The sequence below is a fragment of the Aquimarina discodermiae genome (assembly GCF_040786235.1).
In the GTDB taxonomy this organism is placed as follows: Bacteria; Bacteroidota; Bacteroidia; order Flavobacteriales; family Flavobacteriaceae; genus Aquimarina.
Genome location: NZ_JBFMKP010000003.1, coordinates 24,904 through 50,068, shown reverse-complemented (window position 1 = coordinate 50,068; position 25,165 = coordinate 24,904). Strand labels below are relative to the sequence as shown.

Here is a 25,165-nt window from a genome sequence, read left to right as displayed (position 1 = left end):
CGCTATTTTCTTAGTACTACTTAAAAATTATGAAATTAGATATAAAAAAAGGCGCTACTGGTAAAGTAACACCTTTAATATTTTTATCGCACAATAGCATTAGTGCTTGTGTCTTAATTCTGAAGAAACAGATAGCTTCTTTCTTCCTTTAGCTCTTCTACGAGCTAATACCTTTCTACCATTTGCAGAAGCCATACGCTCTCTGAAACCGTGTTTGTTTTTTCTCTTTCTCTTCGATGGTTGAAACGTTCTTTTCATTGCTATCTATCTTTATAAATCTTCTTGAAATATCTAAATTTAATATTTTGAGGATCTGTTCTCAAAACTGCGTGCAAATATACGAAGAGTTTTTACTTTGACAAATGTAAATATCAAAATATTTTTATTTGTTTTTATTACCTTTGCCCCTATTTAAATAATTTTTAAAGATTTTCAATGTACAATAAGAATATAAAATTAGTAATTGCAGCGATTATAATTGGTATTGCGGTATGGCAAATAATAGAAGGATATGTAGGTAATGGGATCATGCTTATTTTATTGTCTGCGATTTTTGTCTTTTTATATTTCAAAAATGAACTTATTCTTCTTGCATTTTTAAGATTGCGTAAGCAAGATTTTGAGGGAGCAAAAAAATGGTTAAACAAAATTAAAAACCCAGAAAGTTCATTAACTACCAAGCAACAAGGGTATTACAATTACCTTTTTGGCATCATGTTATCTCAAACCAATATTACACAAGCAGAAAAGCATCTTAAAAAAGCTATTAAGCTAGGGTTATCCATGAATCAAGATCTGGCAGTAGCGAAACTTAATTTGGCAGGTATTGCTATGACCAAACGTCGTAAAAGAGAAGCGCAAACTTTACTGACTGAAGCGAAGAAATTAGATAAACATAACATGCTTAAGGATCAAATAACTATGATGAAACAGCAAATGAAGAAAATTTAGGCATACTAATTGCTTATAATATCACGTTTACTATATATCTGATACTATATATTCGTAAACTACCATCAAAAACTATATGAACATATATTCATATCATTATATAGTTTTAAGGGGAATGATGGAAAGTTTTATATTTAAAAAATGTTTTTTTGATGGCATTATATTACATTAGCTACCGTAATTTATTTATAATGAAGAAATTATTAGTTTTCATAACACTATCTTTCTGTTTTATTAATTCTTATGCTCAGATAGATAGAAAAATACCTTTCTCGGTTGCTATATCTGCACATATTGTAAAATACAATCTGAAAATTGACGCTGCCTATAAAGATAAAGATATTGAGCGTGCCAGTTTCTTATTTGATTCTCTGGTAAAAAATCATCTCAGCGGAACGTATATGGATAATTTTAACGTTTATCCACTAAAAGGTGATCCTATATCATTAGAAGAAGATTACGAAAAACCTCTTTTCCTTATCACCTATGCATCTTGGTGTGTACCAGGAATTGGAGAAATACCTGCTTTGAATGATCTAGCAGATAGGTTTCATGATCAAATCGATTTTGTTGTTCTTTTCTGGGATAATAAAGAAAAACTCAAAGAAAAGTCTAGAGAATATTCTCAAAATATACAATTGGTTCATATTGACGAAAAAACGAATCAGGATTCGCATATCATAAATAAATTGAAACATGCTCTTGGGTTTCCCATGATGTATTTTATGGATAGCGACAAGAAGATTCTCGATATCAGAAAAATTGCGGCTCATCACTCTAGTGAAACGTTAAATAATTCATATACTATTCATTTTAATTCTTTATCCAAAGGTGTTTCTCTTCTTGTTACAGATTTAGACATTAAATCTATCAAAGCTGAAGCTGAAGAAGCTAAACGGATTGAAGATGAAAGAACAGATGAAGAACGAAATATAGATGAAGAGTACGAAAAGTATAGAAGAGAACAGGATTCTCTAAAAAATAATTAAGGCAACGATGGTAATTAATTTATTAGTTTTTTGCCTAAAACTTAATATATAATTACTTACCGAGGATCATTTTTATAGCAACAAGCAATAAAACACCTCCAAATATTTTTTTTAATAACGTCTGATTTATTGAAATCGCCAATTTACTTCCGAGGTATCCACCTATAATAAAGGTTACTGCAATTATTATAGCATATTTCCAGTTTACATATCCTTCTTGATAATAATTATACGCTGCTAATAATGTTACGGGTACTGCCAAAACAGCCAGGCTTGTTCCTTGCGCTTCGTGCTGTGAAAAATTAACCCATAAAATCAAAAGAGGTATCATTATTACACTACCTCCTATCCCCAAGGTACCACTAAAAAAACCTGCCAATAAGCCTATCAGAATTAAAGAAATAAGTATGGATGTATTCATTATATATTACAATTAAACAGACATCTCTTTAAAAGAGATAGAAATTAGAATTATAGACAAAATCTACACTCAACAAACCTCAATTCTTTTTTTTAGATAACCGTTGTTATTTTCTTCACAAAGCTATTATTAGTTTTACAAAGCACAAAAAAAAGAGGTATTATAAAAACACCTCTTAGCTATATTTTATAAACATTATTTATTTATTGACCCATGCTTGTTTTGTAATATCCTTCTTTTGGTATCTTAATAAGATATTCCTTTCCTGATGTATTATTTAAATGTGCTTCTCTAAGCCAAGGGTTGTGTAACTTTAATATTTTGTAATTGATACTATACTGTTTGGCAAAAGCATTAAAATCAGTAATTGGTTCATCTACTAATACGTTAAAGGTCGGGATATGAGTATATAAATCTTCTTCGCTAAAATTAAACCCATAGCGCTTTGGGTTGCTTAAAATCTCTTTTACAGCAACAATTCGAAAAACATATCTTCCTGTTTCTTCTCCTAATAAAAGATCGTAATAAGTGGCCACATCTTGTTTTTTTAATCTTCTACTAATACCAGCTCTTCCAGCATTATATGCAGATGCTGCCAGTGTCCATGACCCTAAAAGTTTTTTTGCACTTTTTAAATATTTACAAGCTACTAATGTCGATTTTTCTATATGATATCTTTCATCAACATTTTGATTCACTTCTAAACCATATTCTTTTCCTGTACCTTTTAATATTTGCCAAAACCCTGTTGCTCTTGCAGGAGAAACGGCCTGCGTCAAACTACTTTCTATAACAGCCAGGTACTTAAAGTCATCTGGAACACCTTGCTCCTTGAGAATAGGCTCTATAATAGGAAAAAACTTATTCGCTCTTTTGAATAGTAATAAACCATTAGATTGCCAATATGTGTTTACCAGCAACTCTCGATCCATTCGTTCTCTTATATCAGGATTTTCTATAGGAACCAATTCGCCTGCAAAATTAAGATTATCAGGCATTGGTATAGCATAGACATTATAATCATTAACCAGCTTTGCTTCAAGGTTTTCTTGGGCTATTGGTTTTTGAGGTTCACTTTGCGTTGCATTTACTAAAATTCCAAAAGTAAATAACACGCCTAAAAAAACTAAAACTTTTTTTATCATTTTCATCTCTTAAGTAGGTTTTGATTTTATTGGGGAATAAAATTATAGGTTACAATATAACGTAAAAAGTTATATCATTGCAAGTTATCTTCAATAATTTCGGGTAATTTTTCATTAAACCACCTTGCTCGATTAATTATCATTACGTGAGTTCCTCCTTCTACAAGGATACAATTATCTATATTTTTTATAGGAAAAACAATATCGTTATTACCATGAATATGAATCAATTTGCTACTCACTTCTTTTGGTTCCCACTGTATAATTTTTTCTATTGCCCAATCAAGGTATCCCCTATCCTTTACCGACAAATATTTTTGATACATTACTGCTCGTTTCTTCGCAAAACTACCAATTGCAAGCTTCTCCCAGTCCCCTATTTGAGAAATAATCCTAGTAGGAAACAACCTGTAAACTCCCGTCTTTCTTGCAAACTCCATACGTTTTGGTAATTCCTTTCTACTTTTCACACTCGAAACAATAATAACCAGTTTAGCATCTACATACTTACTCATCTCCTGAACCATAATCCCACCAAATGACACCCCAATTAAAATGCAATTAGTATGAGTTATCTCCTCACACATACGCTTTGCATATGCTTCTAATGTTTCTTTTTTTGTAGGAATTTTCCAAGGCAAGGTTTTTGTGACAAATTTATCCTTTGGGAGTTTGATATATTCAAAAATTGAAACATCTGCTGCTAACCCCGGAACAAAATAAACATACTTAACCTCCTGCCTCATAGGTATTTTAACAATGAAAACTACTTTTAAAGCGCTAATTTTCTTATCTTTGCACCTCAAAATTAGAGTTTTCTCTTTTTAGAAAAAAGAAAACATTCGATTATTTTTTATTTAAGGAGAACTTTAAAGCTAATTAATCTAGATCAAAAAACGATTAAAAGAAATTTAATTTTAAAAAGTCGTATGCTTTTTAAACTGGATTTTTAACATTTAAACGCAGGTCTAAGTGTTATAATTAACAGGGGTATATTAACCCTTGTCAAATATTTTTATTAAATACCTCTTAATTTTAAAAATATGGAGAACATAAGTGCAATTGAATTAGAAATTAATGATAACGAATTTCTAAGGCAATTCGAAACAACCATTGATGGCCAAAAAGCTAAAATAGAATACGCCTTACAGGAAAGAAAAATTTTTCTCACCAAACTTATTATGAACGAAGATCACCTTGAAAAAGGTTATGCAGAAGATTTTATTGTTGCTGTATTTAACATTATAGAAGAACGCAATATTAGATTGGTTCCTACAAGTCCTATTATAGCTAAGTTTATGCGTAAAAACAAAAGAAAATACAAGAATCTGTTACCTGTAGGTATTAATATATAATGATTCTTATATTTTTAGATAAAACAAAAAAATCTGCAATATGCAGATTTTTTTTATTGATTTAATTTAATTTTTCAACTCAAATCGTACAGTACCATCATCGTCTATTGCAGTAAGTTCTACTTTACGTAACGTGTTTACAAAAGATGGATTCCATGGCATTTTAACCTTCACATAATTCTCTGTAAAACCATATATATATCCTTCTTTATTTTCTGATTCGAATAATACGGTTCTTTCTGTTCCAATTTGACTTTCATAAAAAGCCCTTCTTTTTTTAACAGATAATCCTCTTAACATTTTACTTCTTTTCTTTCTAACTGCTTGCGAAACTACACCATCTAATGTAGCTGCTACTGTATTATCTCTTTCAGAATATGTAAACACATGCAAATAAGAGATATCCAATTGAGATAAGAAGTTATAAGTATCTAAAAAATGGTCATCTGTTTCTCCCGGAAAACCTACAATAACATCAACGCCAATACATGCATTCGGCATTACTTCTTTAATTTTACGGATTCTATCCACATATAAATCAGTAAGATACCTACGTCTCATCAACTTTAAAATCTCATCATTACCAGACTGTAAAGGGATGTGAAAATGAGGTACAAACGTTCTTGATTGCGAAACAAAATCGATGGTTTCATTTTTAAGCAAATTTGGCTCTATCGAAGATATCCTTAATCGTTCTATCCCTTCTACAGTATCTAATGCTTTGACCAATTCGAAAAAAGTATGCTCATGTTTTTTATTACCAAATTCTCCTTTACCATAATCCCCTATATTTACACCCGTAAGCACAATCTCTTTTATTCCTTTTTCAGAAATCTCTTTTGCATTTTTTAAAACATTTTCTAAGGTATCACTTCGTGAAATTCCTCTTGCTAATGGAATGGTACAGTAGGTACATTTATAATCACAACCATCCTGTACTTTTAAAAAAGCTCTAGTACGATCTCCTATAGAATAACTCCCCACATAGAAATCGGCTTCTTCAATTTCGCAAGAATGAACTTCTCCGAATTCATTTTTTGATAGGTCATTAATATAATCAGTAATTTTAAACTTCTCTGTTGCTCCCAAAACCAAATCAACACCATCTACTGCTGCTAATTCCTCTGGTTTTAATTGTGCATAACACCCAACTGCCGCCACAAACGCATCCGGATTGATTTTTTGAGCCTGTTTTACAATAGTTTTAAATCGTTTATCTGCATTTTCTGTAACAGAACAAGTGTTTACCACATAGATATCTGCTTTTTCAGAAAAATCAACACGATCAAAGCCTTCATCTGTAAAATTTCTGGCAATAGTAGATGTTTCTGAAAAATTCAGTTTACATCCCAACGTATAAAAAGCTACCTTTTTTTTCATAAAATACAAGTGTCATTTCCGCAAAGGCAGAAAACTCTTTATATTTACCCTTATTGAAACTCAAAAATATTGAGTCACTTTAGAATATTTTTTTAGGGTGCAAATATACCAACAATAATTCGTTTACTAAAATTGAAGTTTACTCACTATTTTCACTTAATAAACTACGTTGCAATAGCTTATCTTTTATTGACTATTACATCATGTAACGACAACATATCAAAGGATAATGATCATCTCGTATTTAGATACAATGAGTATTCTAATATCAAATCACTCGATCCTGCTTTTGCTAGAAACCCTTCTATTATTTGGCCTACAAACCAATTATTTAATGGATTGGTTCAATTTGATGATGCGCTAAACGTACAACCCGATATTGCTAAAAAATGGTTGATTTCTGAAGATGGAATCACATACACATTTACCTTAAGAAATGATGTTTTTTATCATAAACACCCACAATTTAAATCCAAAAATAATACACGAGCCGTAATCGCTTCAGATTTTACGTATAGTTTTAACAGATTAACCGATCCAAAAATTGCTTCGCCAGGTAATTGGGTATTAAAAAATGTAGCTACTTACAAGGCTGTTAATGATACTATTTTCGAAATCAAGTTAAAAAAACCGTTTCCAGCATTTATAGGACTCATGAGTATGCGTTATTGTTCTGTTGTTCCCAAAGAAATAGTTGAGTATTACGGTAACGATTTTAGATCCAATCCTGTTGGCACAGGTCCCTTTAAATTTAAATTATGGGAAGAAAACGTAAAACTTGTCCTTCGAAAAAACGAATTGTATTTTGAAAAAGATAAAAAAGGAAAACAACTTCCTTATTTAGAATCCATTGCCATTACTTTTTTACCAGAAAAACAAAGTGAATTTTTACAATTTGCAAAGGGTAAGTTAGATTTACTAAATAGCCTAGATGCCTCGTACAAAGATGAATTATTAACTCCGACAGGAAAATTAAGGGCACAATATGCCGATCGTATACAGCTCCTAAAGGGTCCATACTTAAACTCTGAATATCTTGGGTTTTATCTCGAAGGCAACTCTAATGAAGTACAATCTTCATTAATTAGAAAGGCCGTGAATTACGGGTTCGACAGAAAAAAAATGATTACTTATCTAAAAAACGGGATAGGAACTCCTGCGACTCATGGATTTATCCCCAAGGGTTTACCTGGATTTGCAGGGCTTAAAGGATATACATATAACCCCCAAAAGGCCCGTAAATTAATACAACAATACAGTAAACAAACAGGCAATTCTAACCCAACCATTAGATTAACCACCGATAGTAATTATTTAAGTATCTGCGAATTCATACAACGTGAATTAGAAAAAACAGGGCTCAATATAATTATAGATGTACTCCCTCCCTCTACTATTAGAGAGCAAAAATGGAGTGGAAAACTCGATGTTTTTAGAGCGAGTTGGATTGCCGATTACCCTGATGCAGAAAATTTCTTATCTCCATATTACAGTAAAAACTTCACTCCAAATGGCCCTAATTACACTCATTTTAAAAACGACACATTTGATCGTTTATACGAAGAAAGTTTCTCTATTACCGATATAGAATTGCGTAAACAACACTATTCGAAAATGGATTCTATTTTGATCGACAATGCTCCTATTGTACCCTTATACTATGATCAAGTAACACGATTTACTCAGAAAAATGTAAAAGGAATGACTACTAATCCTCAAAACTTTTTGGTCCTAAAGCGTGTTTGGAAGAAGAAAAAAAGATAATTTTTTTCATTTTTTTATAAAAATACTTCTAAGCAAAACTTTACCACTTGCAGGCTAAACCACAATTCAATCACCTAAAAAACAATTACTTAAATACTTTAATTAGCTTTTAATTATTTTTACTATATTTGGATTTGTTAATTTTTTCTTAATTATTCAACCCAAATCTTATGAAAAAAACCAATCTAATTTTTCTTTCCCTTATGCTTACATTTTTTATAGCATGTAATAAGGATGATGATAATTCATCAACTCAAAATGACCTTTCTTCTAATCCAGAAGAAGAAGTAGAATTAAATGCCTCTACTGTTTCTAATGGCATTTCAATAGACGGTGCCACACGAGAAGAAGGAACACCTCCTCAACCTACAGGAACGCTTCCTTTTTCACTAGAAGAAGATACTCAATCTGCATTTTTAAATAATGGATTTGATATTAGCTTTAATGCTCCCGATAATTATGCTGGTTCGTATATCCAAATTGTATCTAATGACGGAATCCCAGCTAGTGAATATTTTGATGTTCCAAAAACATCATTCAAACCAAGCAATAAAAAACCATCAAATCATTTCTTTGCAAAGAACTTAAACGATAATGAGATTGAAATAGATGTAGATTTTGGCGACGCAATTCCTCCTGGAAAATTCTGCTACTTAATCTGTATTTATGATGACCAAAGTAATATCAGCGAGCCTATAGAAGTATGCGTAGAAGTCGAAGCCTGGGGAGGAAGTTCTGATTTGGTAGCCACCTGGGAAATGCATAAACAAGAAGAAGTATATGATGGAATGACGGATATAAAAGAAATTGACGTTGAATCTTGTGAAGAGTATTTTTTCTTTTGTACCGCCACAGAAAGTGATACTACCATAGAGAATGGTGCTTGTAAAACATTAAAAACTGCTGATTTGATTTTTAATGCAGACGGAACCTATACTTTCAACAGTACTGAAGACGGTACTACTGTTGATTACGAAGCAACAAATAATAATAATTGTGATCCAATTTTTAAAGACGATGGAGAAACTTATTACTCTGGAGGAAACTGGGCTTACGATGAAGAAGAAAAAAGATTAACTCTCGTAGAGTTCGAATCTAAAGAAGATGATTTTCCAATAACAATTGATCAAGACGGTGATCTTTTATTTGATGGAGATATAACCATTGACGGGAATACTTTTTCGGTTTTCGAGGAAGATACTTTTCAGGGACAGACTGAGACTTTTAAAGCTTATTTTAGAAAAAAATAAGCTATAAACAAAAAACAAAAAAGCCGCTACATATTGATATAGCGGCTTTTATTTATTTCTCATATCCTTTACGCCATTGCCTAGTCTCTTCAAAAATATGTGTCAATATCTTTTCATCTTCTTCGGTAAAATCAACTTTACGTCTGGCCATAACAATTTTAGCCACTTCAAAAGCTTTTTTAGTTAAATAGGTTGTAAATCCTGATCCACCACCCCAACTATAACTTGGTACAAAATTTCTAGGAAATCCTGTTCCAAAAATATTTGCATTCACACCAATCACGGTACCAGTATTAAACATTGTATTAATTCCGCATTTAGAGTGATCTCCCATCATCAAACCACAAAACTGTAAGCCTGTTTTTGCAAAACTTTCATTTTCATAACTCCATAAGCGCACTTCTGCATAATTATTTTTGAGGTTAGACACATTGGTGTCAGCTCCTATATTACACCACTCACCCAAAACACTATTGCCAAGATATCCTTCATGCCCTTTGTTCGAATACCCAAATACAACAGAATTATTTACTTCGCCGCCAATTTTTGAGTAAGGCCCAACTGTAGTTGCTCCATAAATCTTTGCTCCCATTTTCACAATAGAATAATCTCCTAATGCAAAAGGCCCTCTTATCAAACTACCTTCCATAATTTGAGTATTCTTACCCAAATAGATAGGTCCTTTACTTGCATTAAGGGTTGCAAACTCTATATTAACTCCTTCTTCAAGAAAAACATTTTCTGGAGCTATTACATTATTACTCTCTGGAATAGGCATACTTACCCTATCACGGGTTAATAAATCGAAATCTAGTTTGATCGCCTGATCATTTTTAGAAAATATATCCCAGGTATTCTGAATAGTAATCATTTCTTTATCATAAGAAACAATTTCAAATGTACTGAAATCAACCTCTTGCCCCTCTTCTATATAAAAAGCAACAGGCTCTTCTTCATAAAAAACAGCTTGATTTGATGTAAGGCTTTTGATTAATTCTACTAATTCATCTGAAGGTAAATAAGAAGAATTAATCATCACATTTTCTTCTAATTCTACCATGGGATATTTACCACTAAGGTAATCCTCTGTCACGGTCGAAGTAGTACTTTCAAGGTGTTTTTCCCATTTTTCGCGAATGGTAAGTATCCCAACTCTAATATCTGCAACGGGCTTGGTATAGGTAAAAGGTAATAGTGCATTTCTAGAAGCCCCGTCAAAAAGAATATAATTCATTCCTATAAGTATCTAATGATTAAATTGATAGTAAAAGATGAAGTGGTTGAAACTTTTTTGATTCATGCGAAAAATAATGATTTTTTGATCAATTGAAATGTTTTTTACACTTCATAGCAGCGCTACGAAGTAAGAAAAAGATGAAAATTGAGTAAAAAAGAGCATTTTTATAGCGAATTGAAAAAAGTTTAAACCAGTTCGATAATTAAATAGTATATAAACAAAGTAAACTTAACAAAAAAAGCCCTTCAAAAAGAAAGGCTTTACATAATTCTGTTTGACCAAATTATTTCTTGAATTTGGCATATTTATTTTTAAACTTGTCAATACGTCCAGCAGTATCGATAAGTTTTGACTTTCCTGTATAAAATGGGTGAGAAGTTCTAGAAATTTCTAGTTTCACCAAAGGGTACTCTACTCCATCAACTTCAAGTGTCTCTTTAGTATTTGCCGTAGACTTTGTAATGAACACTTCATCATTAGACATGTCTTTAAACGCTACTAATCTATAATTTTCTGGGTGAATATCTTTTCTCATTATTTTGTTCTTATCAATTTTCGAGGTGCAAATTTAAGCATTCTGTTTTAATCTACAACAACAAACTATTTTTTTTCTTGAATTTATTTTATAAAAACACTTTTTCTATACCTTGATGTAACATTTTAGTACATTTGTGCACTTATAGTTGGTAAAACACCAAAACTAAATTAATTTATGGAAACGGACAGAGCTTCTTCTAAGAAAATCATAATTAACTACGGAATTTTATTAGGTATTGTCTCGACGGCACTTGGTATTGTACTTTATACATTAGGTACCTATACTGATCCTCATTGGATATTTTCTGTACTTGGCTTTTTAATCCTAATTGGTATTATTGGTTATGGAATTAAAACATTTAAAACGCAAAACAACGGTTATCTTATACTTACAGATGCTCTTAAGATTGGAATCGGAATAGCTCTTATAGGAGGAATCATTGGGGCTTTATGGTCTGTTGTTTTGACCACCGTTATAGAACCTGATTATACACAACAAGTTTTAGAAACACAGAGAATAAAAATGATTGAAACATATCCTGATTTCTCTAAAGAACAAATTGACCAAAGTATGTCAATTGTTGAAAAGTTCAGTAGTCCTTTTGTTAGTGTTGCTATTTCAATTATCGGAAATTTATTTTTCGGTTTTATAATTTCTATGATTGTTGGTTTAATCATGCAAAAGAAAGAAGAGTTACATTAATATATGGATATATCTGTAGTTATACCATTGCTAAATGAGCAAGAGTCTTTAACCGAATTATACGATTGGATTGCAAGTGTTATGCAATCCAATTCTTTTTCTTATGAAATTATCTTTATCGATGATGGTAGTACCGATGGTTCTTGGGGTACCATTCAAAAATTATCTAAAAAAGATACCAACGTAAAAGGAATTCGTTTCATTAAAAATTTTGGAAAATCACAAGCTTTACATGCTGGATTTAATGCAGCCCAGGCAAATGTGGTTATTACTATGGATGCCGATTTGCAAGATAATCCAGAAGAAATCCCAGAACTGTATAGTATGATCATCCAAGAAGATTATGACCTGGTATCTGGTTGGAAAAAGAAACGATACGATTCTGTCATAGCAAAAAACTTACCTTCTAAGTTATTTAACGCAGCTGCTAGGAAAACATCGGGAGTTAAACTACATGATTTTAACTGTGGATTGAAAGCTTATAAGAAAATTGTTGTTAAAAACATCGATGTACATGGCGAAATGCATCGTTATATTCCAGTACTTGCTAAAAATGCAGGATTTGGAAAAATAGGAGAAAAAGTTGTATTACATCAAGCAAGAAAATATGGTACTACTAAGTTTGGCATGAGTCGTTTTATTAATGGTTTTCTAGACTTAGTAACTATTTGGTTTGTATCCCGTTTTGGCAAAAGACCCATGCATTTTTTTGGTCTAATAGGCACTTTACTTTTTATTATAGGTTTTTGTTTTTCACTTTATTTGGGAATCGATAAACTTTTTATAGAAAAAAAAGGGAGATTAATTGCACAGCGTCCAGAATTTTATCTTGCTCTAACGTCGATGATATTAGGAACACAGTTTTTTTTGGCAGGATTTCTTGGAGAGATCATTTTAACCAACAAACGAAATAAAGAACGTTATAATATCGCTGGTCGAATACATTTATAATTCATATTGTTTGTGGTTCACTTGTATAAAAAGTAAACTCGAAACAATAACTTATACAAATAGTAATAACTTCTAATAACAATACTTAAATTATAGTATTTTTGCACCAAAATTCATAAGCATGCAAATCACCGATTCAGTAATAAATTCGAGAATAGAGGAATGGTCAAGTTCTGTTTTTGATGCTGTAACTCAAAAACAAATTAAAAACCTACAAGAAACAAATCCTGAAGAACTAAAGGAGAGTTTTTACAAAGATTTGGAGTTCGGAACGGGCGGCATGCGAGGAATTATGGGAGTAGGAACCAACAGAATTAATAAGTATACTCTAGGAAAAAGTACACAAGGATTAAGTAATTACCTGGTTAAACAGTTTCCTGCAGAACAACCAAAAGCAGTAATTGCATATGATTGTAGAAATAATAGTGATACGCTAGCGCAAATTGTTGCTGATGTTTTTACAGCTAATGGCGTTAAAGTATATTTATTTTCAGATTTAAGACCCACACCAGAACTATCATTTGCAGTAAAAGAGTTAGGTTGTCATTGTGGCATTGTATTAACTGCAAGTCATAACCCCCCAGAGTATAATGGATATAAGGTATATTGGCAAGACGGAGGGCAATTAGTTCCACCTCAAGACAAAGAAATTATCGCCGAAATAAATAGCTTAAAATACGTAGATATTAAGTTTGATGCAAACCCTACTCTATTAGAAAAGATAGACCATCAAATTGATTCTGCATTTATTAACAATAGTGTAAAGAATGGAAGTTTTGTTGCCTCACAACAGGCAAAAGACAATACAACCATCGTTTTTACTTCATTACACGGTACTTCTATTACTGCTGTACCCGAAACACTGCAAAAAGCAGGATATAAAAATGTACATATTGTAAAAGAACAAGCAGAACCAGATGGAAATTTCCCTACTGTCATATCCCCTAATCCCGAAGAACCAGAGGCACTTTCTATGGCAATGCAACTTGCCAATGAGGTAAATGCAGATATAGTTATTGGCACAGATCCAGATTGTGACCGTTTAGGAATTGCAGTACGAGACACTCAAGGTCAGCTACAATTATTGAATGGTAATCAAACCATGATTGTAATGACATGGTTTTTATTAGAGAATTATAAAAAACAAAAAGGGTTTAATGGAAACGAGTTTATCGCCTCAACAATTGTTTCTACTCCTATGATGAAAAACCTGGCACAGGCATACAATGTCGAATACAAAGAAGTACTAACTGGGTTTAAATGGATAGCCAAATTGATTAAAGATTTTCCTAATCAAAGTTTTATAGGAGGAGGAGAAGAAAGTTTTGGTTTTATGGTTGGTGATTTTGTTCGAGACAAAGATGCGGTTACCTCTACCCTACTAGCCTGCGAGATTGTGGCGCATACCAAAGCCAACGGCAGCTCATTTTACAACAAACTATTAGAACTGTACACAGTTCATGGGTTTTATAAAGAAAACCTAGTTTCTTTGGTCAAAAAAGGAATCGAAGGTGCTGCGGCCATTAAACAAACTATGGTCGATTTAAGAGAAAATCCACCTCAGTTTTTTAATAATGAAAGAATAGTCTTAATAGAAGATTATCAAACCAGTATTACAAAAAACATTCAAGATCAGACAACCTCATCCATTGATATCCCAAAATCAAATGTTTTGGTATTTTACACAGAATCTGGTAGTAAAATAGCTGCGAGACCTAGTGGAACCGAACCTAAAATAAAATTTTACATTAGTGTTCAAAAACCTCTTAATACGCTTTCAGATTTTGAAATTGTACAACAACAATTAGATGACAAGATTAAGGCCATTAAGAAAGATTTGAAATTAACATAATAATTAGCATACCATTTAATGAATTACTTTAAACATATTATTCGATTTGCTGTACCCTACAAATCCTACGCATTCCTTAACATAGCATCGAACATTTTTTATGCCTTATTCGGAACACTAGCCATGGTATCGTTACTTCCTATGCTTAATGTTCTTTTTGGGAAAACGGAAAGGCTAAGAATTAAACCAGAATGGAAAGGTATTTCTAAAATACGTGAATTTGGAGAAGATTATCTTAATTATTTTGTTACTCTAAAATCTGATGAAGGTAGCGATGATGTTTTGATTTTTATGGTTGTCCTTGTAGTTACCATGTTCTTATTAAAAAACTTTTTTGGATATATGGCTATGTATTTTATTACATTTTTACGAAATGGTGTTTTAAAAGATGTTAGAAATGAGCTATATGAAAAAACAGTAGCATTACCCCTTTCTTACTTTTCAGAAAAAAGAAAAGGAGATACTATCTCAAGAATTACTGCCGATGTATTAGAAATACAACATTCATTTTTATCTATCTTAGAATTGATTGTAAAAGAACCTTTAATGATTATTTTTACAATAATTACTATGGTATTAATAAGTGTTAAATTAACACTATTTGTATTTATTTTTATTCCAATATCAGGTTTTTTAATATCATTGATAGGGAAAAAGCTAAAAAAGCATTCTACAAAAGTACAGCAAGAACAAGGTTTTTTCTTATCTATCATTGAAGAAACTTTAGGGGGGTTAAAAGTCATTAAAGGTTTTAATGCAGAAAAGATATTTAGTAATAGGTTTCAGAAATCAACCTCTCGTTTTTATAATTATTCAAATAAGTTAGCCAATAGACAAAACCTTGCATCTCCTACTAGTGAGTTTCTGGGGATTATGACCATTTCAATCTTATTGTGGTATGGTGGGCAAATGGTACTTGTTGAGAAATCCTTGGATCCAGGATCATTTATAGTATATATGGGGCTAGCTTACAATATTCTAACTCCAGCCAAAGCCATTTCTAAGGCCAGTTATGCTGTTAAAAGAGGAAATGCAGCTGCGGAACGTGTTTTAGAGATTCTTAACACTCGTTCTCCATTAGAAGACAAACCTGATGCACAGGACAAAGAGCATTTCACTTCTGATATATCTTTGAACAAAGTATTTTTTAAATATGAAGATGAATATGTGCTTAAAGATTTTTCATTAACAGTACCAAAAGGAAGCTCGGTTGCCTTGGTAGGACAATCGGGAAGTGGTAAATCTACTATAGCAAACTTGGTGACTCGTTTTTATGATATTGATAAAGGTGCTATAAAAATTGATGGAGTAAATATCAAAGACTTAAAAAAGTCTTCTTTAAGGAATTTATTGGGCTTAGTAACACAGGACTCTATCCTTTTTAACGATTCTATAAAAAACAATTTATTAGTAGGTGATCCAAACGCTACTAATGATGAAATCATTGAAGCTTTAAAAGTAGCCAATGCCTGGGAATTTGTAAAGGATCTACCCAATGGTATTGAGACTAATATTGGTGATAGTGGAAATAAGCTTAGTGGTGGGCAAAAACAACGCCTGTCTATTGCCAGAGCGGTCTTAAAAAACCCTCCTATAATGATACTTGACGAAGCAACTTCTGCCCTTGACACAGAAAGTGAACGATTGGTGCAATCGGCTCTAGAAAACATGATGAAAAACAGAACCAGCATTGTGATTGCTCACCGATTATCGACCATTCAAAATTCTGATTTGATTGTTGTAATGAATAAAGGAGAAATTGCAGAACAAGGCACCCACGATGAGCTTATTAATAAAGACGGAATCTATAAAAAGCTTGTAACGATGCAATCTTTGGGTTAAATGCTGTTGCTACAAAAGATAGGTTAGTAAATAGAAAGCTAGATCATTTTTGTTAGTATTTCTTTCATCATTTTGGCAGCCAAAAAGGCAGTCATATTTTGAAAATCCTTTTTGGGATTGTATTCTACAATATCTGCTCCTATTATTTCGGTATTGATACTTTGTATTAGATCAATAACTTGTCGAGAAGTTAACCCTCCTGGTTCATGATGTGATACTCCAGGAGCAAATGCAGGATCAAAAGCATCCATGTCTAAAGAAATATATAAAGGGTTTTTAAACGGGCCTATCGTTGATAAATCTAGGTTTTTCATTTCATGAATTTCTACATTATACTTCTTGGCTTGTTGTCGTTGGTGCTCATTTAAGGTTCTTATACCTACTTGAACCAATCTATCAGCAAGTTTATTTTCCATAATTCTTGCAAATGGACACGCATGCGAATGTTTATCATCATCAAAAGAATCATACAAATCGGCATGTGCATCAATATGCAGAATATCAAATTTGGTATACTTTGAATGATATGCATTAACTAAAGGAAAAGTAATCGAATGATCTCCTCCTAGTGTAAATACTTTACAGTTTTTATCCAGATGTGATTTAGTTATTTGTTGAATATCAAAATAATCCTCAATATCAAAATCACCATTATCCCTTATTGATGGATCTTCTATTGATTTTCCATTCTCGCTATATAAGTTTGAAGAACCACAATATAGCGCTTCTCTAATCACCTTAGGAGCAAGTTTAGCCCCTTTTTGATACGATGATTTTTCATCATATCTTATTCCTTGGATAATCACTTTACTCATAAGTGTTAAATTTTATTTTATCTATGCACTGGTGTAAACTTTTTTGATTCATGATAAAAATGATGATGTATTTGTCAATTGAAAAAACTTAAACCATGTTCTATAAATAAATATAGTAAACAAATTAATCAAGGTCTAATTAACCACTATAGAATAATTGTTATTTTTAAATAAATACTACAAAAAAATAAATACACATGGCATTCAAGAAAATAATTCTTAAGGTTTAAGCAAACTTAATGGCATTAGATTACTAACGCATCTGATATATGAAGTAAGTTAAGAAATCAACTATCAAGAGTATGTTATTTTCTAATTTTTCAAAACAGCGTTTGACTAAGAAAAGAAGCTTTATATATTATAAAATAAAAAAGAGTGCTTTCGCACTCTTTCTCTTCACACAAATCATCTTAATTTAGGGCTTATTCTAAAATTAAAACTCACTTTTTTATAAAAACTTTCATCTTGGGGGAAATGAAAACTCAAATCATTAACACGTTGTAAAGATACAACTATTTTTTACTTTTCCAAACATTTTGTGTATTTTATCTTAAAAAAAGTACTTTTTAACTCAAATAAACAGACAAATACTTTATTTTGTAATATAAATCCTACAAATAATAAAATATGTTGTAAAATAAAAAAGAGCGCTTTCGCACTCTTTCTCTTCACACAAATCATCTTAATTTAGGGGCTTATTCTAAAATTAAAACTCACTTTTTTATAAAAATTTTCATCTTGGGGAAAATGAAAACTCAAATCATTAACACGTTGTAAAGATACGAATTGTTTTTACTTTTCCAAACATTTTATGCTTTTTATCGAACAAAATAGCAATTTTAACATTTTTAAATATCAAAAACAGTAAATGAGTAGTATTTTACTTACAAACTATAAAATGCTCTATAAAATAAAAAAGAGTGCTTTCGCACTCTTTCTCTTCACACAAATCATCTTAATTTAAGGGCTTACTCTAAAATTAAAACTCACTTTTTTATAAAAACTTTCATCTTGGGGGAAATGAAAGGTTTGATCAATTTTACTCTGTAAATATAGTAAATAATTCTAAATTAACAAATTAAAAATGCTTTTAATCTAAAATAAATAACTAGTAAACCTCATTATAATTAAATTTCAATTTATATGTAAGAATAGTATTACAAATAGATATATTCATCCTTCTCACCCATTTACAATAAAAAAGAGTGCTTTCGCACTCTTTCTCTTCACACAAATCATCTTAATTTAAGGGCTTACTCTAAAATTAAAACTCACTTTTTTATAAAAACTTTCATCTTGGGGGAAATGAAAACTTATAATCATTAACACATGGTAAAGATACAAATTGTTTTTAATTTTCCAAATAAAAATGCATTTAATCTGTTAAAAAAGTTATTTATCTATGTTTTTTAACTTTTATTCCTACAATATTCCTACAAAAAATTTAATTAACACATTAAACCTTTTTTATGTACCTTAGTCATATAAGTGTTAATTACGATTATATTAAATTCAAGACCCATAAGCCTTTGGACACAAAAGAAGAACAGGATTTACTAAGAGCACTTCAATCTAACAGCGAAATAAATACCGCTTTTGCTAAACTGGTGAGCCTATATAAAGAGCGTCTTTATTGGCATGTAAGAAACATGGTTAAAAATCATAATGATACTGATGATATTTTGCAAAATGTATTTATAAAAGTTTATAAAAACATTTCAAAATTTAAAGGTGAAAGTAAATTGTATTCATGGATATACAGAATAGCTACCAATGAAACCATCACTTTTTTAAATCAAAAAGCAAAAAAATATAATTTTAGTAATGAAGAGTTATCACAACATCTTATAGAAAACCTTAAAGCAGATATTTATTTTGAAGGTGACGAAATACAGCTAAAATTACAAAAAGCTATTTCAAAATTGCCTCAAAAACAACAACAAGTATTTAACATGAAATATTTTCAGGAACTAAAATACAAGGAAATATCAGAGATACTAGAAACCAGTGAAGGTGCGTTAAAAGCATCCTATCACCATGCTTCAAAAAAAATAGAAGAATATTTAAAACAAAATTAAACCTTTATATAAAAAAATAGTCTAATAAGTATTGTGAAAAGAGATAATACACATAAACCAAAAACAGGATTTAAAACTCCCGAAAGTTATTTTGATGATTTTGAAAACAAATTATTAAACAACATTACCGCATCTCAAAAGGAAAAAAGTATTTTGGATTCTCAACTATCATCTGGTTTCAAAACTCCAAATGGGTACTTTACCTCCTTAGAAGATGATCTTCTAAATAAAATAAACCCGTCGCAACAGTCAAAAGGAAAAGTTATTTCAATTTTTACGAAAAGAAATCTACTTTTTGCCTCTGGTATTGCTGCGATGATCACAATCATTTTTTCATTGTCCATAAACACTAGAAAGGAATTGGATTTTGAAGATATTAATATTACTGATGTACAAACTTATTTTGAAGAAGGAAATTTTGAGTTAAATAGTACCGAAATTGCCTCTTTATTTGATGATGACACCTACTACTTAGAAACATTTGACGAAGAATTAATTGACAACGAGACTATATATGATTATTTATCTGAAGAAGATTTAACAGATGAAATTATATTTGTAAAATAATTATGATCATGAAAAAATCTACAATTTTTGTTTTCCTATTCTTTTTATCTATAGGAATCACAGCTCAACAAAGTCCTAGAGAAAGAATAAAAGCATTTAAAATCGCATATATAACAGAAGAATTAAATTTATCCAGTACAGAAGCTCAACAGTTCTGGCCTATTTATAACAGTCATGAAGAAAAGATAGAAAAACTTCGCAAACAAGAACGTAAAATGATTAGAACGATTAGGGAGACAATGCAAAACTCTAATGGTATAAACGATCAAACTGCGGGAGAATATATTGATACTCACTTAACCATAAAAGATCGCAAAAATAAAGCGCATAATGAGCTAATTTTTACTTTAAAAAAAGTGCTCTCGAATAAAAAAATATTAAAACTAATAAAAGCAGAAGCCGAATTCAAAAAACGTATGCTAGAAAGAATGAAGCATCGAAGGAAAAAAGGGCATTAATTTATTAGGCTAAAAGAAAGCTTACTATTCGCTCTCTTATTGAAAAGTTACTTTTGCTATTCTTTTACTTCCTGCCGCTATTGCTGTCGTATCATTTAAAAAGCGTATCGTATAAAATTTTTCCTTACTAATCTCCTTCCATGTTTGTCCATAATCATTACTAATCGAAATACCCGTAAACCCCGCAGCAACAATTTGTCTACCATTACTATTAGGTATATACTGTACACAACTTTTATATCCAGGTTCTGTAGTATCAGCTATTAATTGCCAGGTTTTTCCACCATCTTTAGTCATTGCCTTATTAGATCTATTACCATCTGGGCTTAAATAATCCCCCCCAAAAATAGTTCCATCATTTTCTGTTCTAAAAGCAACAGAATATATTCCAGTTGTTTCCTGGCCTTCTACGATCGGTGTGGTAAATACTTTCCAGGTTTTTCCTCTATCTGCAGTATAAAACACTCTTGATTTTGCTCCACCAGAAACCACCCAAGCTTTATCTCCTTTTACTGCAATGTTAGTATTACTGGCTGCAAAAGCAGCTTCTTTTTCAATAGTTTTTGGTAAAACATCGCAAGAAAGTTTCTTCCATGTATCTCCCCCATCTCTTGTAATAAGGATTGACATACATCCATCTACAGGATCTCCCATGGCAATTCCTTCATTACTATCCCAAAATGCCAATGCATTATAAAAAATTTTTTCATGGGTCTCTGTATAAACTATTCTTTCTTCTCTGCTTTTTAGATCAATACTTCTAAGTCGAGCAGGAGAACCTATTCCCAAGCAAAGAAATGAGTTCTCTGTAAAAGCTACCGCTCTATATTCTGTTGCCCAATTCTTTCTATCCTTAATCGTATCACTCATGGCAAAATCTATCATTACATTTTTATGAGTCTTCAGATTCATAAAACCATATCCTCTATTAAAACCATATCCCAATAAAGTATCTTTATAGATAGCAATGGCTCTAACTTGTATAGAATCCTGCAATAACGTTTCCACTTTTACCTTAGAAAAATTTCGAATTATTTCTTTTTCTTTACGAGTACAAAAAGTAAAAAGAACAGCCACTAGTATAATTGTAATAGATCTCATAGTTATTTATTGTACTCAAATATAACAGTATTTGATTACAAAGGTATACCTTTGCAAACCAAAAAAAGAAAACCATGCGTTTACATAGAAATCTTGTCTTTGCAGTTATTGACGGACTACATGAAATTTTTAATGAAGGAGCATATGCAGACAAAGTTGTACAAAAATTACTAAAGCGTGATAAAAGATGGGGTGCACGGGATCGTGGATTTGTAGCAGAAACACTCTATGAGATTGTACGCTGGAAACGTTTATATGCCGAGATTGCCGAAGTAAAAGAGCCTTTTTCTAGAGAAAACCTTTGGCGCATTTTTGCAGTATGGGCAACATTAAGAGGAATTACATTACCTGACTGGAAGCAAATTGCTCCTACTCCAACCAGACGTATTAAAGGTCGTTTTGATGAACTTAGCAAAATAAGAAAATACCGTGAGTCTATTCCTGATTGGATCGATGAACTAGGACAACAAGAGTTAGGAAATTTATGGGATAAAGAAATCACAGCTTTAAATAAAATGGCTCCCGTTGTTTTACGTGCAAATACATTAAAAACTACACGGGACAAACTAAGAGGTATTCTCGAAGATGAAAATATCGATACCGAGTTCATTAAAGGATATCCTGATGCGTTAAAACTTTCTGAAAGAACCAACGTTTTTAGTACACAGGCTTTTAAGGATGGCCTATTCGAAGTACAAGATGCTTCTTCTCAACTTGTAGCCAGGTTACTTGATGTTCAACCAGGACAAAGGGTTGTTGACACTTGCGCAGGCGCAGGAGGAAAAAGTCTTCACTTAGCAGCCCTGATGCAGAATAAAGGGCAAGTAATATCTATGGATATTTACGGAAACAAACTTAAAGAATTAAAAAGAAGGGCTAGACGAAATGGAGCCCATAATATAGAGACAAGGGTAATAGAAAATAATAAGGACATTAAAAAACTGCATGGCAAAGCAGATCGTGTTCTTATCGATGCTCCTTGTAGTGGTTTAGGAGTTTTAAGACGAAATCCTGATTCTAAATGGAAATTACAGCCCGAATTTTTAGACAAAATAAGAACAACACAAGCTGAAATAATAAATAATTATGCCAAAATGGTAAAACCCGATGGTAAACTTGTTTATGCTACATGTTCTGTTTTACCGTCAGAAAATGAGAAACAGGTTAAACACTTTCTTACCACAGAAACTGGAAAAAACTTTACTCTTATAAAAGACAAAAAAATATTATCTCATCAATCGGGTTATGATGGATTTTATATGGCATTGTTAGAAAGAAATTCATAATTAGACGAGTACAGCAAATAGAAAGCATAAAATAAATGCTATTTCTATTAATACATTTTATTAGGGTTTGCAGAGTTTTTAGGTATTTGTTGTATAGAATCCCAATGCTCACATATCTTTCCGTTTTCATCAAAACGAAAAAAATCCATAGTTACATACTCATCGTTTCCCGGCCAAATTTGATGCGTATGTAACGCTACCAACTCTCCTTCTGCAATACATCTAACAAACTCAATAGATTTGTCTGGATATTCTTTTTGCATTCTTTCAAAATAATCTATAAATCCTTGTGTACCATCCGCAACATCAGGGTTATGTTGTATATACTCTTTACCAATATATAACTCGACTGCTTTTTTTGGATTACCTTCATATGCCATTTTATAAAAAGCGATTGCATTCTCTTTATTTTTTTCTAACAACATCTTAAAACATTAAGGATTTAAAGTTTATTTTTTTATGATAACTAAAGTAGTAAAAAAACCAAATAAACATATCGAAATATCTCGATTTAAAGTTTTATATTCGTATTATGAATATTTTAGAAATCAGTAAAGTATTATCAAATCAAGTACGAATTGATATACTTGATTGGTTAAAAACTCCAGAAAACAATTTCCCTAAGCAAACGAATGTGCCGGATTTTAGCGATGGTGTTTGTGTTTGTCACATCCAGGAAAAAACGGGTTTATCACAATCAACGGTTTCTCATTATCTCGGCTTAATGCATAGAGTCAATTTGGTTATTCCAACCAGACATGGGAAATGGACCTATTATAAAAGAAATGAAGAAATGATACAGCATTATATTAATACTCTAAAAAAAGAATTGTAAATTTTTGATTAATTATATCGATAAATCTCGATATAACAATATAACATACATGCAAAAATGGATACAACAACTTATCACCTTGCACAGTTTAATATCATTAAACTCAAAGACAAGCTCGACTCTCCTATGATAAAAGAGTTTAAAAGCTTCTTAGCTCCTGTAAATTTATTAGCAGAAGAAAGTCCCGGTTTTATTTGGAGGCTTAAAGATACTGATGGACAAAGTGCCACCAATATAGAAACTCCCTATAAAGATGATTTGATTTTTATCAACTTATCTGTTTGGGACAATCTGCAGAACCTTGAAAGTTATATCTATCATACGGTTCATAGTTATTTCTTAAAAAACAGAAATAAATGGGGAGTTAATATGAAAGAAAATCAATCGGTTCTATGGTGGATTCCAAAAGGCGAAAAACCCACAGCTTTTCAAGGAAAGGAAAGACTTGATTTATTAAACAAAATAGGACCATCTGCTAATGCTTTTAGTTTTCGAGAAAAATATGATCACAAAGGTTTCAAAGAGTAAAGTTAATTACTACTCATCTAATTTAATGTGTTTTATAAAATACTTATCAAAAATGAGTATATTTAGTTACCAAACTAATAATCAATTTTATTATGAAAAAAACACTATTAATAATGGCAGCAATTTTCTGCTTTTTAGTTGCGTGTGTCGACAAAAAAGCTGAGGAAGAAAAAAAGAAAGCAGCCGAGTTAAATCAGCAAATTGAAACGTTAGACCAAGAGATTAATCAAGAAGTTAATCAAGGTTTAGAATCTTTAGAAAAAGAAGCTCAGGAAATAGATAACAGTTTAAACGAATTAGATAACTTATAAAAAATTGTATCAATGAAACTTACAAAATATTTATTAATTATACTATTAGTAGGATCTGTTGGTATTACCAACGCACAAAAATCTGAAGAGGCCGTCAAAGAACGAAAAGAAAAGGTTAAACAGAAGAAGGAAGAAATGAAAGCTCATCGTAAAGAGATGAAGGAAAAACGAGGTGAGCTAAAAGCTAAAAAAGAAGATCTAAAAGAGGCTAAAAAAGAACTAAAAGAAGGTCGAAAAGCTATTTTGGGAGAACATCATGAAAAAATGAAAGGCATGACTCCAGATGAAAAGAAAGCCTACCTAGAAGCAAACCCTGAACTAAAAGAAAAACTCACTACCTATAAAGAAGCTACCAAAGAGAAAAGAAAAGAGTTAAAAGCCAAAAGGATAGAGTTTAAAAATGAAAAAGCAAATTTGGTTCAAAACAATATCGAAGGTAAAAAAGATAGGCTTGCTTTTTTTGAAGAGCGAAGTAGTAAAGGCACAGATAAAATTCAAAAAACTAGAGATAGATTAGCCGCGCAGAAAGAGGCTGGAGAAATAACCGAGGAGCAATACAATGAAAAAATGGCCAAAGTTGCCACAGTAGAAGGAAGGTTGAAAAAACATCAGGAAAAGGTGAACAAAATCAAAACCAACCTTGAAAAAAGTGAAGAAAGATTGCAAAAGATCAATTCTAGTCTAGAAGAAAAAAAATCAGACAAAGAATAATTCAAACTTTAATATGGACAAGTATACCTTATCAAATCTTTACAAATTTAACAAATCGTAGCACTCCCTACGATTTGTTTATTTTATAAAACTTATAT

Annotated in this window: 27 protein-coding genes; 17 read left to right on the top strand and 10 right to left on the bottom strand. The window is 31.4% G+C overall.

What is annotated here, in order from left to right:
• Positions 1-99 precede the first annotated feature (99 nt).
• The gene (rpmH, locus tag ABW636_RS02260) at positions 100-258 is read right to left on the bottom strand and encodes a 50S ribosomal protein L34 (RefSeq protein WP_081414554.1); all 159 of its coding nucleotides are present in this window, start codon (positions 256-258) and stop codon (positions 100-102) included.
• Positions 259-435: 177 nt separating this feature from the next.
• Between rpmH and ABW636_RS02255 the strand changes: the two genes are divergently transcribed.
• Both ABW636_RS02255 and ABW636_RS02250 read left to right on the top strand, forming a co-directional pair.
• Positions 436-951, top strand: coding sequence for a tetratricopeptide repeat protein (locus ABW636_RS02255; protein ID WP_367588330.1), 516 nt, complete (start codon positions 436-438; stop codon positions 949-951).
• Between the two features lie 191 nt (positions 952-1,142).
• Positions 1,143-1,940, top strand: a complete 798-nt coding sequence (locus ABW636_RS02250; protein ID WP_367588329.1) for a TlpA family protein disulfide reductase — start codon at positions 1,143-1,145, stop codon at positions 1,938-1,940.
• A gap of 52 nt (positions 1,941-1,992) precedes the next feature.
• Here ABW636_RS02250 and ABW636_RS02245 read toward each other — a convergent pair whose 3' ends face one another.
• The 3 genes from ABW636_RS02245 to ABW636_RS02235 form a co-directional block, all read right to left on the bottom strand.
• Positions 1,993-2,361: a sulfite exporter TauE/SafE family protein gene (locus ABW636_RS02245; RefSeq protein ID WP_367588328.1), complete on the bottom strand. Its 369-nt coding sequence runs from the start codon at positions 2,359-2,361 to the stop codon at positions 1,993-1,995.
• Between the two features lie 203 nt (positions 2,362-2,564).
• The gene (locus ABW636_RS02240) at positions 2,565-3,512 is read right to left on the bottom strand and encodes a lytic transglycosylase domain-containing protein (RefSeq protein ID WP_367588327.1); all 948 of its coding nucleotides are present in this window, start codon (positions 3,510-3,512) and stop codon (positions 2,565-2,567) included.
• 68 nt (positions 3,513-3,580) lie between these two features.
• The gene (locus tag ABW636_RS02235) at positions 3,581-4,252 is read right to left on the bottom strand and encodes an alpha/beta hydrolase (RefSeq protein WP_367588326.1); all 672 of its coding nucleotides are present in this window, start codon (positions 4,250-4,252) and stop codon (positions 3,581-3,583) included.
• Between the two features lie 297 nt (positions 4,253-4,549).
• Between ABW636_RS02235 and ABW636_RS02230 the strand changes: the two genes are divergently transcribed.
• Positions 4,550-4,861, top strand: a complete 312-nt coding sequence (locus ABW636_RS02230) for a GNAT family N-acetyltransferase (RefSeq protein WP_367588325.1) — start codon at positions 4,550-4,552, stop codon at positions 4,859-4,861.
• Positions 4,862-4,927: 66 nt separating this feature from the next.
• Here ABW636_RS02230 and mtaB read toward each other — a convergent pair whose 3' ends face one another.
• Positions 4,928-6,241: a tRNA (N(6)-L-threonylcarbamoyladenosine(37)-C(2))-methylthiotransferase MtaB gene (gene mtaB / locus ABW636_RS02225; RefSeq protein WP_367588324.1), complete on the bottom strand. Its 1,314-nt coding sequence runs from the start codon at positions 6,239-6,241 to the stop codon at positions 4,928-4,930.
• Positions 6,242-6,430: 189 nt separating this feature from the next.
• Here mtaB and ABW636_RS02220 point away from each other — a divergent pair, with 189 nt between their 5' ends.
• Together ABW636_RS02220 and ABW636_RS02215 are read left to right on the top strand one after the other, a co-directional pair.
• A complete protein-coding gene (locus ABW636_RS02220) occupies positions 6,431-8,005 on the top strand; it encodes an ABC transporter substrate-binding protein (RefSeq protein WP_367588323.1) in 1,575 nt (524 codons plus the stop codon).
• A gap of 170 nt (positions 8,006-8,175) precedes the next feature.
• Positions 8,176-9,255 carry a hypothetical protein gene (locus ABW636_RS02215; RefSeq protein WP_367588322.1) on the top strand — a complete coding sequence of 360 codons (1,080 nt, stop codon included), beginning with the start codon at positions 8,176-8,178 and terminating at the stop codon, positions 9,253-9,255.
• Between the two features lie 52 nt (positions 9,256-9,307).
• On the opposite strand, the gene ABW636_RS02210 is transcribed toward ABW636_RS02215, so the two are convergent.
• Together ABW636_RS02210 and ABW636_RS02205 are read right to left on the bottom strand one after the other, a co-directional pair.
• Entirely contained in the window at positions 9,308-10,489 is a 1,182-nt protein-coding gene (locus ABW636_RS02210; RefSeq protein ID WP_367588321.1) for a GlmU family protein, read from the bottom strand.
• Positions 10,490-10,775: 286 nt separating this feature from the next.
• Positions 10,776-11,027, bottom strand: coding sequence for a type B 50S ribosomal protein L31 (locus tag ABW636_RS02205; RefSeq protein WP_219008121.1), 252 nt, complete (start codon positions 11,025-11,027; stop codon positions 10,776-10,778).
• Positions 11,028-11,204: 177 nt separating this feature from the next.
• Here ABW636_RS02205 and ABW636_RS02200 point away from each other — a divergent pair, with 177 nt between their 5' ends.
• The 4 genes from ABW636_RS02200 to ABW636_RS02185 all read left to right on the top strand — a co-directional run bounded on the left by ABW636_RS02200 (position 11,205) and on the right by ABW636_RS02185 (position 16,377).
• Positions 11,205-11,732 (top strand): DUF4199 domain-containing protein, encoded by a 528-nt coding sequence (locus ABW636_RS02200; RefSeq protein ID WP_367588320.1) that lies wholly within the window; start codon positions 11,205-11,207, stop codon positions 11,730-11,732.
• A gap of 3 nt (positions 11,733-11,735) precedes the next feature.
• Entirely contained in the window at positions 11,736-12,683 is a 948-nt protein-coding gene (locus tag ABW636_RS02195; RefSeq protein WP_367588319.1) for a glycosyltransferase family 2 protein, read from the top strand.
• Between the two features lie 121 nt (positions 12,684-12,804).
• Positions 12,805-14,535 (top strand): phospho-sugar mutase, encoded by a 1,731-nt coding sequence (locus tag ABW636_RS02190; RefSeq protein WP_367588318.1) that lies wholly within the window; start codon positions 12,805-12,807, stop codon positions 14,533-14,535.
• Between the two features lie 18 nt (positions 14,536-14,553).
• Positions 14,554-16,377 (top strand): ABC transporter ATP-binding protein, encoded by a 1,824-nt coding sequence (locus ABW636_RS02185; RefSeq protein ID WP_367588317.1) that lies wholly within the window; start codon positions 14,554-14,556, stop codon positions 16,375-16,377.
• 38 nt (positions 16,378-16,415) lie between these two features.
• Here the strand turns inward: ABW636_RS02185 and speB are convergent, their stop codons facing one another.
• Positions 16,416-17,192, bottom strand: coding sequence for an agmatinase (gene speB / locus ABW636_RS02180; protein ID WP_367588316.1), 777 nt, complete (start codon positions 17,190-17,192; stop codon positions 16,416-16,418).
• Between the two features lie 1,469 nt (positions 17,193-18,661).
• Between speB and ABW636_RS02175 the strand changes: the two genes are divergently transcribed.
• The 3 genes from ABW636_RS02175 to ABW636_RS02165 are packed head-to-tail and all read left to right on the top strand — an operon-like array spanning position 18,662 to position 20,295.
• Positions 18,662-19,270, top strand: a complete 609-nt coding sequence (locus ABW636_RS02175) for an RNA polymerase sigma factor (protein WP_367588315.1) — start codon at positions 18,662-18,664, stop codon at positions 19,268-19,270.
• A 33-nt stretch (positions 19,271-19,303) separates the two neighbouring features.
• Positions 19,304-19,837, top strand: coding sequence for a hypothetical protein (locus ABW636_RS02170; RefSeq protein WP_367588314.1), 534 nt, complete (start codon positions 19,304-19,306; stop codon positions 19,835-19,837).
• Positions 19,838-19,845: 8 nt separating this feature from the next.
• Positions 19,846-20,295, top strand: a complete 450-nt coding sequence (locus tag ABW636_RS02165) for a hypothetical protein (protein ID WP_367588313.1) — start codon at positions 19,846-19,848, stop codon at positions 20,293-20,295.
• 36 nt (positions 20,296-20,331) lie between these two features.
• Here ABW636_RS02165 and ABW636_RS02160 read toward each other — a convergent pair whose 3' ends face one another.
• The gene (locus ABW636_RS02160) at positions 20,332-21,396 is read right to left on the bottom strand and encodes a WD40/YVTN/BNR-like repeat-containing protein (RefSeq protein ID WP_367588312.1); all 1,065 of its coding nucleotides are present in this window, start codon (positions 21,394-21,396) and stop codon (positions 20,332-20,334) included.
• Positions 21,397-21,470: 74 nt separating this feature from the next.
• On the opposite strand from ABW636_RS02160, the gene ABW636_RS02155 reads away from it, so the two are divergent.
• Entirely contained in the window at positions 21,471-22,682 is a 1,212-nt protein-coding gene (locus ABW636_RS02155; protein WP_367588311.1) for an RsmB/NOP family class I SAM-dependent RNA methyltransferase, read from the top strand.
• 47 nt (positions 22,683-22,729) lie between these two features.
• Here ABW636_RS02155 and ABW636_RS02150 read toward each other — a convergent pair whose 3' ends face one another.
• Positions 22,730-23,107, bottom strand: a complete 378-nt coding sequence (locus ABW636_RS02150; protein ID WP_367588310.1) for a nuclear transport factor 2 family protein — start codon at positions 23,105-23,107, stop codon at positions 22,730-22,732.
• Between the two features lie 107 nt (positions 23,108-23,214).
• Here ABW636_RS02150 and ABW636_RS02145 point away from each other — a divergent pair, with 107 nt between their 5' ends.
• The 4 genes from ABW636_RS02145 to ABW636_RS02130 all read left to right on the top strand — a co-directional run bounded on the left by ABW636_RS02145 (position 23,215) and on the right by ABW636_RS02130 (position 25,067).
• Positions 23,215-23,517: an ArsR/SmtB family transcription factor gene (locus ABW636_RS02145; RefSeq protein WP_367588309.1), complete on the top strand. Its 303-nt coding sequence runs from the start codon at positions 23,215-23,217 to the stop codon at positions 23,515-23,517.
• A gap of 57 nt (positions 23,518-23,574) precedes the next feature.
• Entirely contained in the window at positions 23,575-24,045 is a 471-nt protein-coding gene (locus ABW636_RS02140; protein WP_367588308.1) for a DUF3291 domain-containing protein, read from the top strand.
• Between the two features lie 92 nt (positions 24,046-24,137).
• On the top strand, positions 24,138-24,356 hold the full coding sequence (locus tag ABW636_RS02135; protein ID WP_367588307.1) for a hypothetical protein: 219 nt from the start codon (positions 24,138-24,140) through the stop codon (positions 24,354-24,356).
• Between the two features lie 12 nt (positions 24,357-24,368).
• Complete coding sequence (locus tag ABW636_RS02130) at positions 24,369-25,067, top strand: hypothetical protein (protein ID WP_367588306.1); 699 nt, start codon at positions 24,369-24,371, stop codon at positions 25,065-25,067.
• The last annotated feature ends 98 nt before the right edge of the window (positions 25,068-25,165 follow it).

Excerpts from the sequence above, each read along its gene's own strand:
- rpmH (WP_081414554.1), bottom strand. The coding sequence starts at position 258 with ATGAAAAGAACGTTTCAACCATCGAAGAGAAAGAGAAAAAACAAACAC.
- ABW636_RS02255 (WP_367588330.1), top strand. The coding sequence starts at position 436 with ATGTACAATAAGAATATAAAATTAGTAATTGCAGCGATTATAATTGGT.
- ABW636_RS02250 (WP_367588329.1), top strand. The coding sequence starts at position 1,143 with ATGAAGAAATTATTAGTTTTCATAACACTATCTTTCTGTTTTATTAAT.
- ABW636_RS02245 (WP_367588328.1), bottom strand. The coding sequence starts at position 2,361 with ATGAATACATCCATACTTATTTCTTTAATTCTGATAGGCTTATTGGCA.
- ABW636_RS02240 (WP_367588327.1), bottom strand. The coding sequence starts at position 3,512 with ATGAAAATGATAAAAAAAGTTTTAGTTTTTTTAGGCGTGTTATTTACT.
- ABW636_RS02235 (WP_367588326.1), bottom strand. The coding sequence starts at position 4,252 with ATGAGGCAGGAGGTTAAGTATGTTTATTTTGTTCCGGGGTTAGCAGCA.
- ABW636_RS02230 (WP_367588325.1), top strand. The coding sequence starts at position 4,550 with ATGGAGAACATAAGTGCAATTGAATTAGAAATTAATGATAACGAATTT.
- mtaB (WP_367588324.1), bottom strand. The coding sequence starts at position 6,241 with ATGAAAAAAAAGGTAGCTTTTTATACGTTGGGATGTAAACTGAATTTT.
- ABW636_RS02215 (WP_367588322.1), top strand. The coding sequence starts at position 8,176 with ATGAAAAAAACCAATCTAATTTTTCTTTCCCTTATGCTTACATTTTTT.
- ABW636_RS02210 (WP_367588321.1), bottom strand. The coding sequence starts at position 10,489 with ATGAATTATATTCTTTTTGACGGGGCTTCTAGAAATGCACTATTACCT.
- ABW636_RS02205 (WP_219008121.1), bottom strand. The coding sequence starts at position 11,027 with ATGAGAAAAGATATTCACCCAGAAAATTATAGATTAGTAGCGTTTAAA.
- ABW636_RS02200 (WP_367588320.1), top strand. The coding sequence starts at position 11,205 with ATGGAAACGGACAGAGCTTCTTCTAAGAAAATCATAATTAACTACGGA.
- ABW636_RS02195 (WP_367588319.1), top strand. The coding sequence starts at position 11,736 with ATGGATATATCTGTAGTTATACCATTGCTAAATGAGCAAGAGTCTTTA.
- ABW636_RS02190 (WP_367588318.1), top strand. The coding sequence starts at position 12,805 with ATGCAAATCACCGATTCAGTAATAAATTCGAGAATAGAGGAATGGTCA.
- ABW636_RS02185 (WP_367588317.1), top strand. The coding sequence starts at position 14,554 with ATGAATTACTTTAAACATATTATTCGATTTGCTGTACCCTACAAATCC.
- speB (WP_367588316.1), bottom strand. The coding sequence starts at position 17,192 with ATGAGTAAAGTGATTATCCAAGGAATAAGATATGATGAAAAATCATCG.
- ABW636_RS02175 (WP_367588315.1), top strand. The coding sequence starts at position 18,662 with ATGTACCTTAGTCATATAAGTGTTAATTACGATTATATTAAATTCAAG.
- ABW636_RS02165 (WP_367588313.1), top strand. The coding sequence starts at position 19,846 with ATGAAAAAATCTACAATTTTTGTTTTCCTATTCTTTTTATCTATAGGA.
- ABW636_RS02160 (WP_367588312.1), bottom strand. The coding sequence starts at position 21,396 with ATGAGATCTATTACAATTATACTAGTGGCTGTTCTTTTTACTTTTTGT.
- ABW636_RS02155 (WP_367588311.1), top strand. The coding sequence starts at position 21,471 with ATGCGTTTACATAGAAATCTTGTCTTTGCAGTTATTGACGGACTACAT.
- ABW636_RS02150 (WP_367588310.1), bottom strand. The coding sequence starts at position 23,107 with ATGTTGTTAGAAAAAAATAAAGAGAATGCAATCGCTTTTTATAAAATG.
- ABW636_RS02145 (WP_367588309.1), top strand. The coding sequence starts at position 23,215 with ATGAATATTTTAGAAATCAGTAAAGTATTATCAAATCAAGTACGAATT.
- ABW636_RS02140 (WP_367588308.1), top strand. The coding sequence starts at position 23,575 with ATGGATACAACAACTTATCACCTTGCACAGTTTAATATCATTAAACTC.
- ABW636_RS02135 (WP_367588307.1), top strand. The coding sequence starts at position 24,138 with ATGAAAAAAACACTATTAATAATGGCAGCAATTTTCTGCTTTTTAGTT.
- ABW636_RS02130 (WP_367588306.1), top strand. The coding sequence starts at position 24,369 with ATGAAACTTACAAAATATTTATTAATTATACTATTAGTAGGATCTGTT.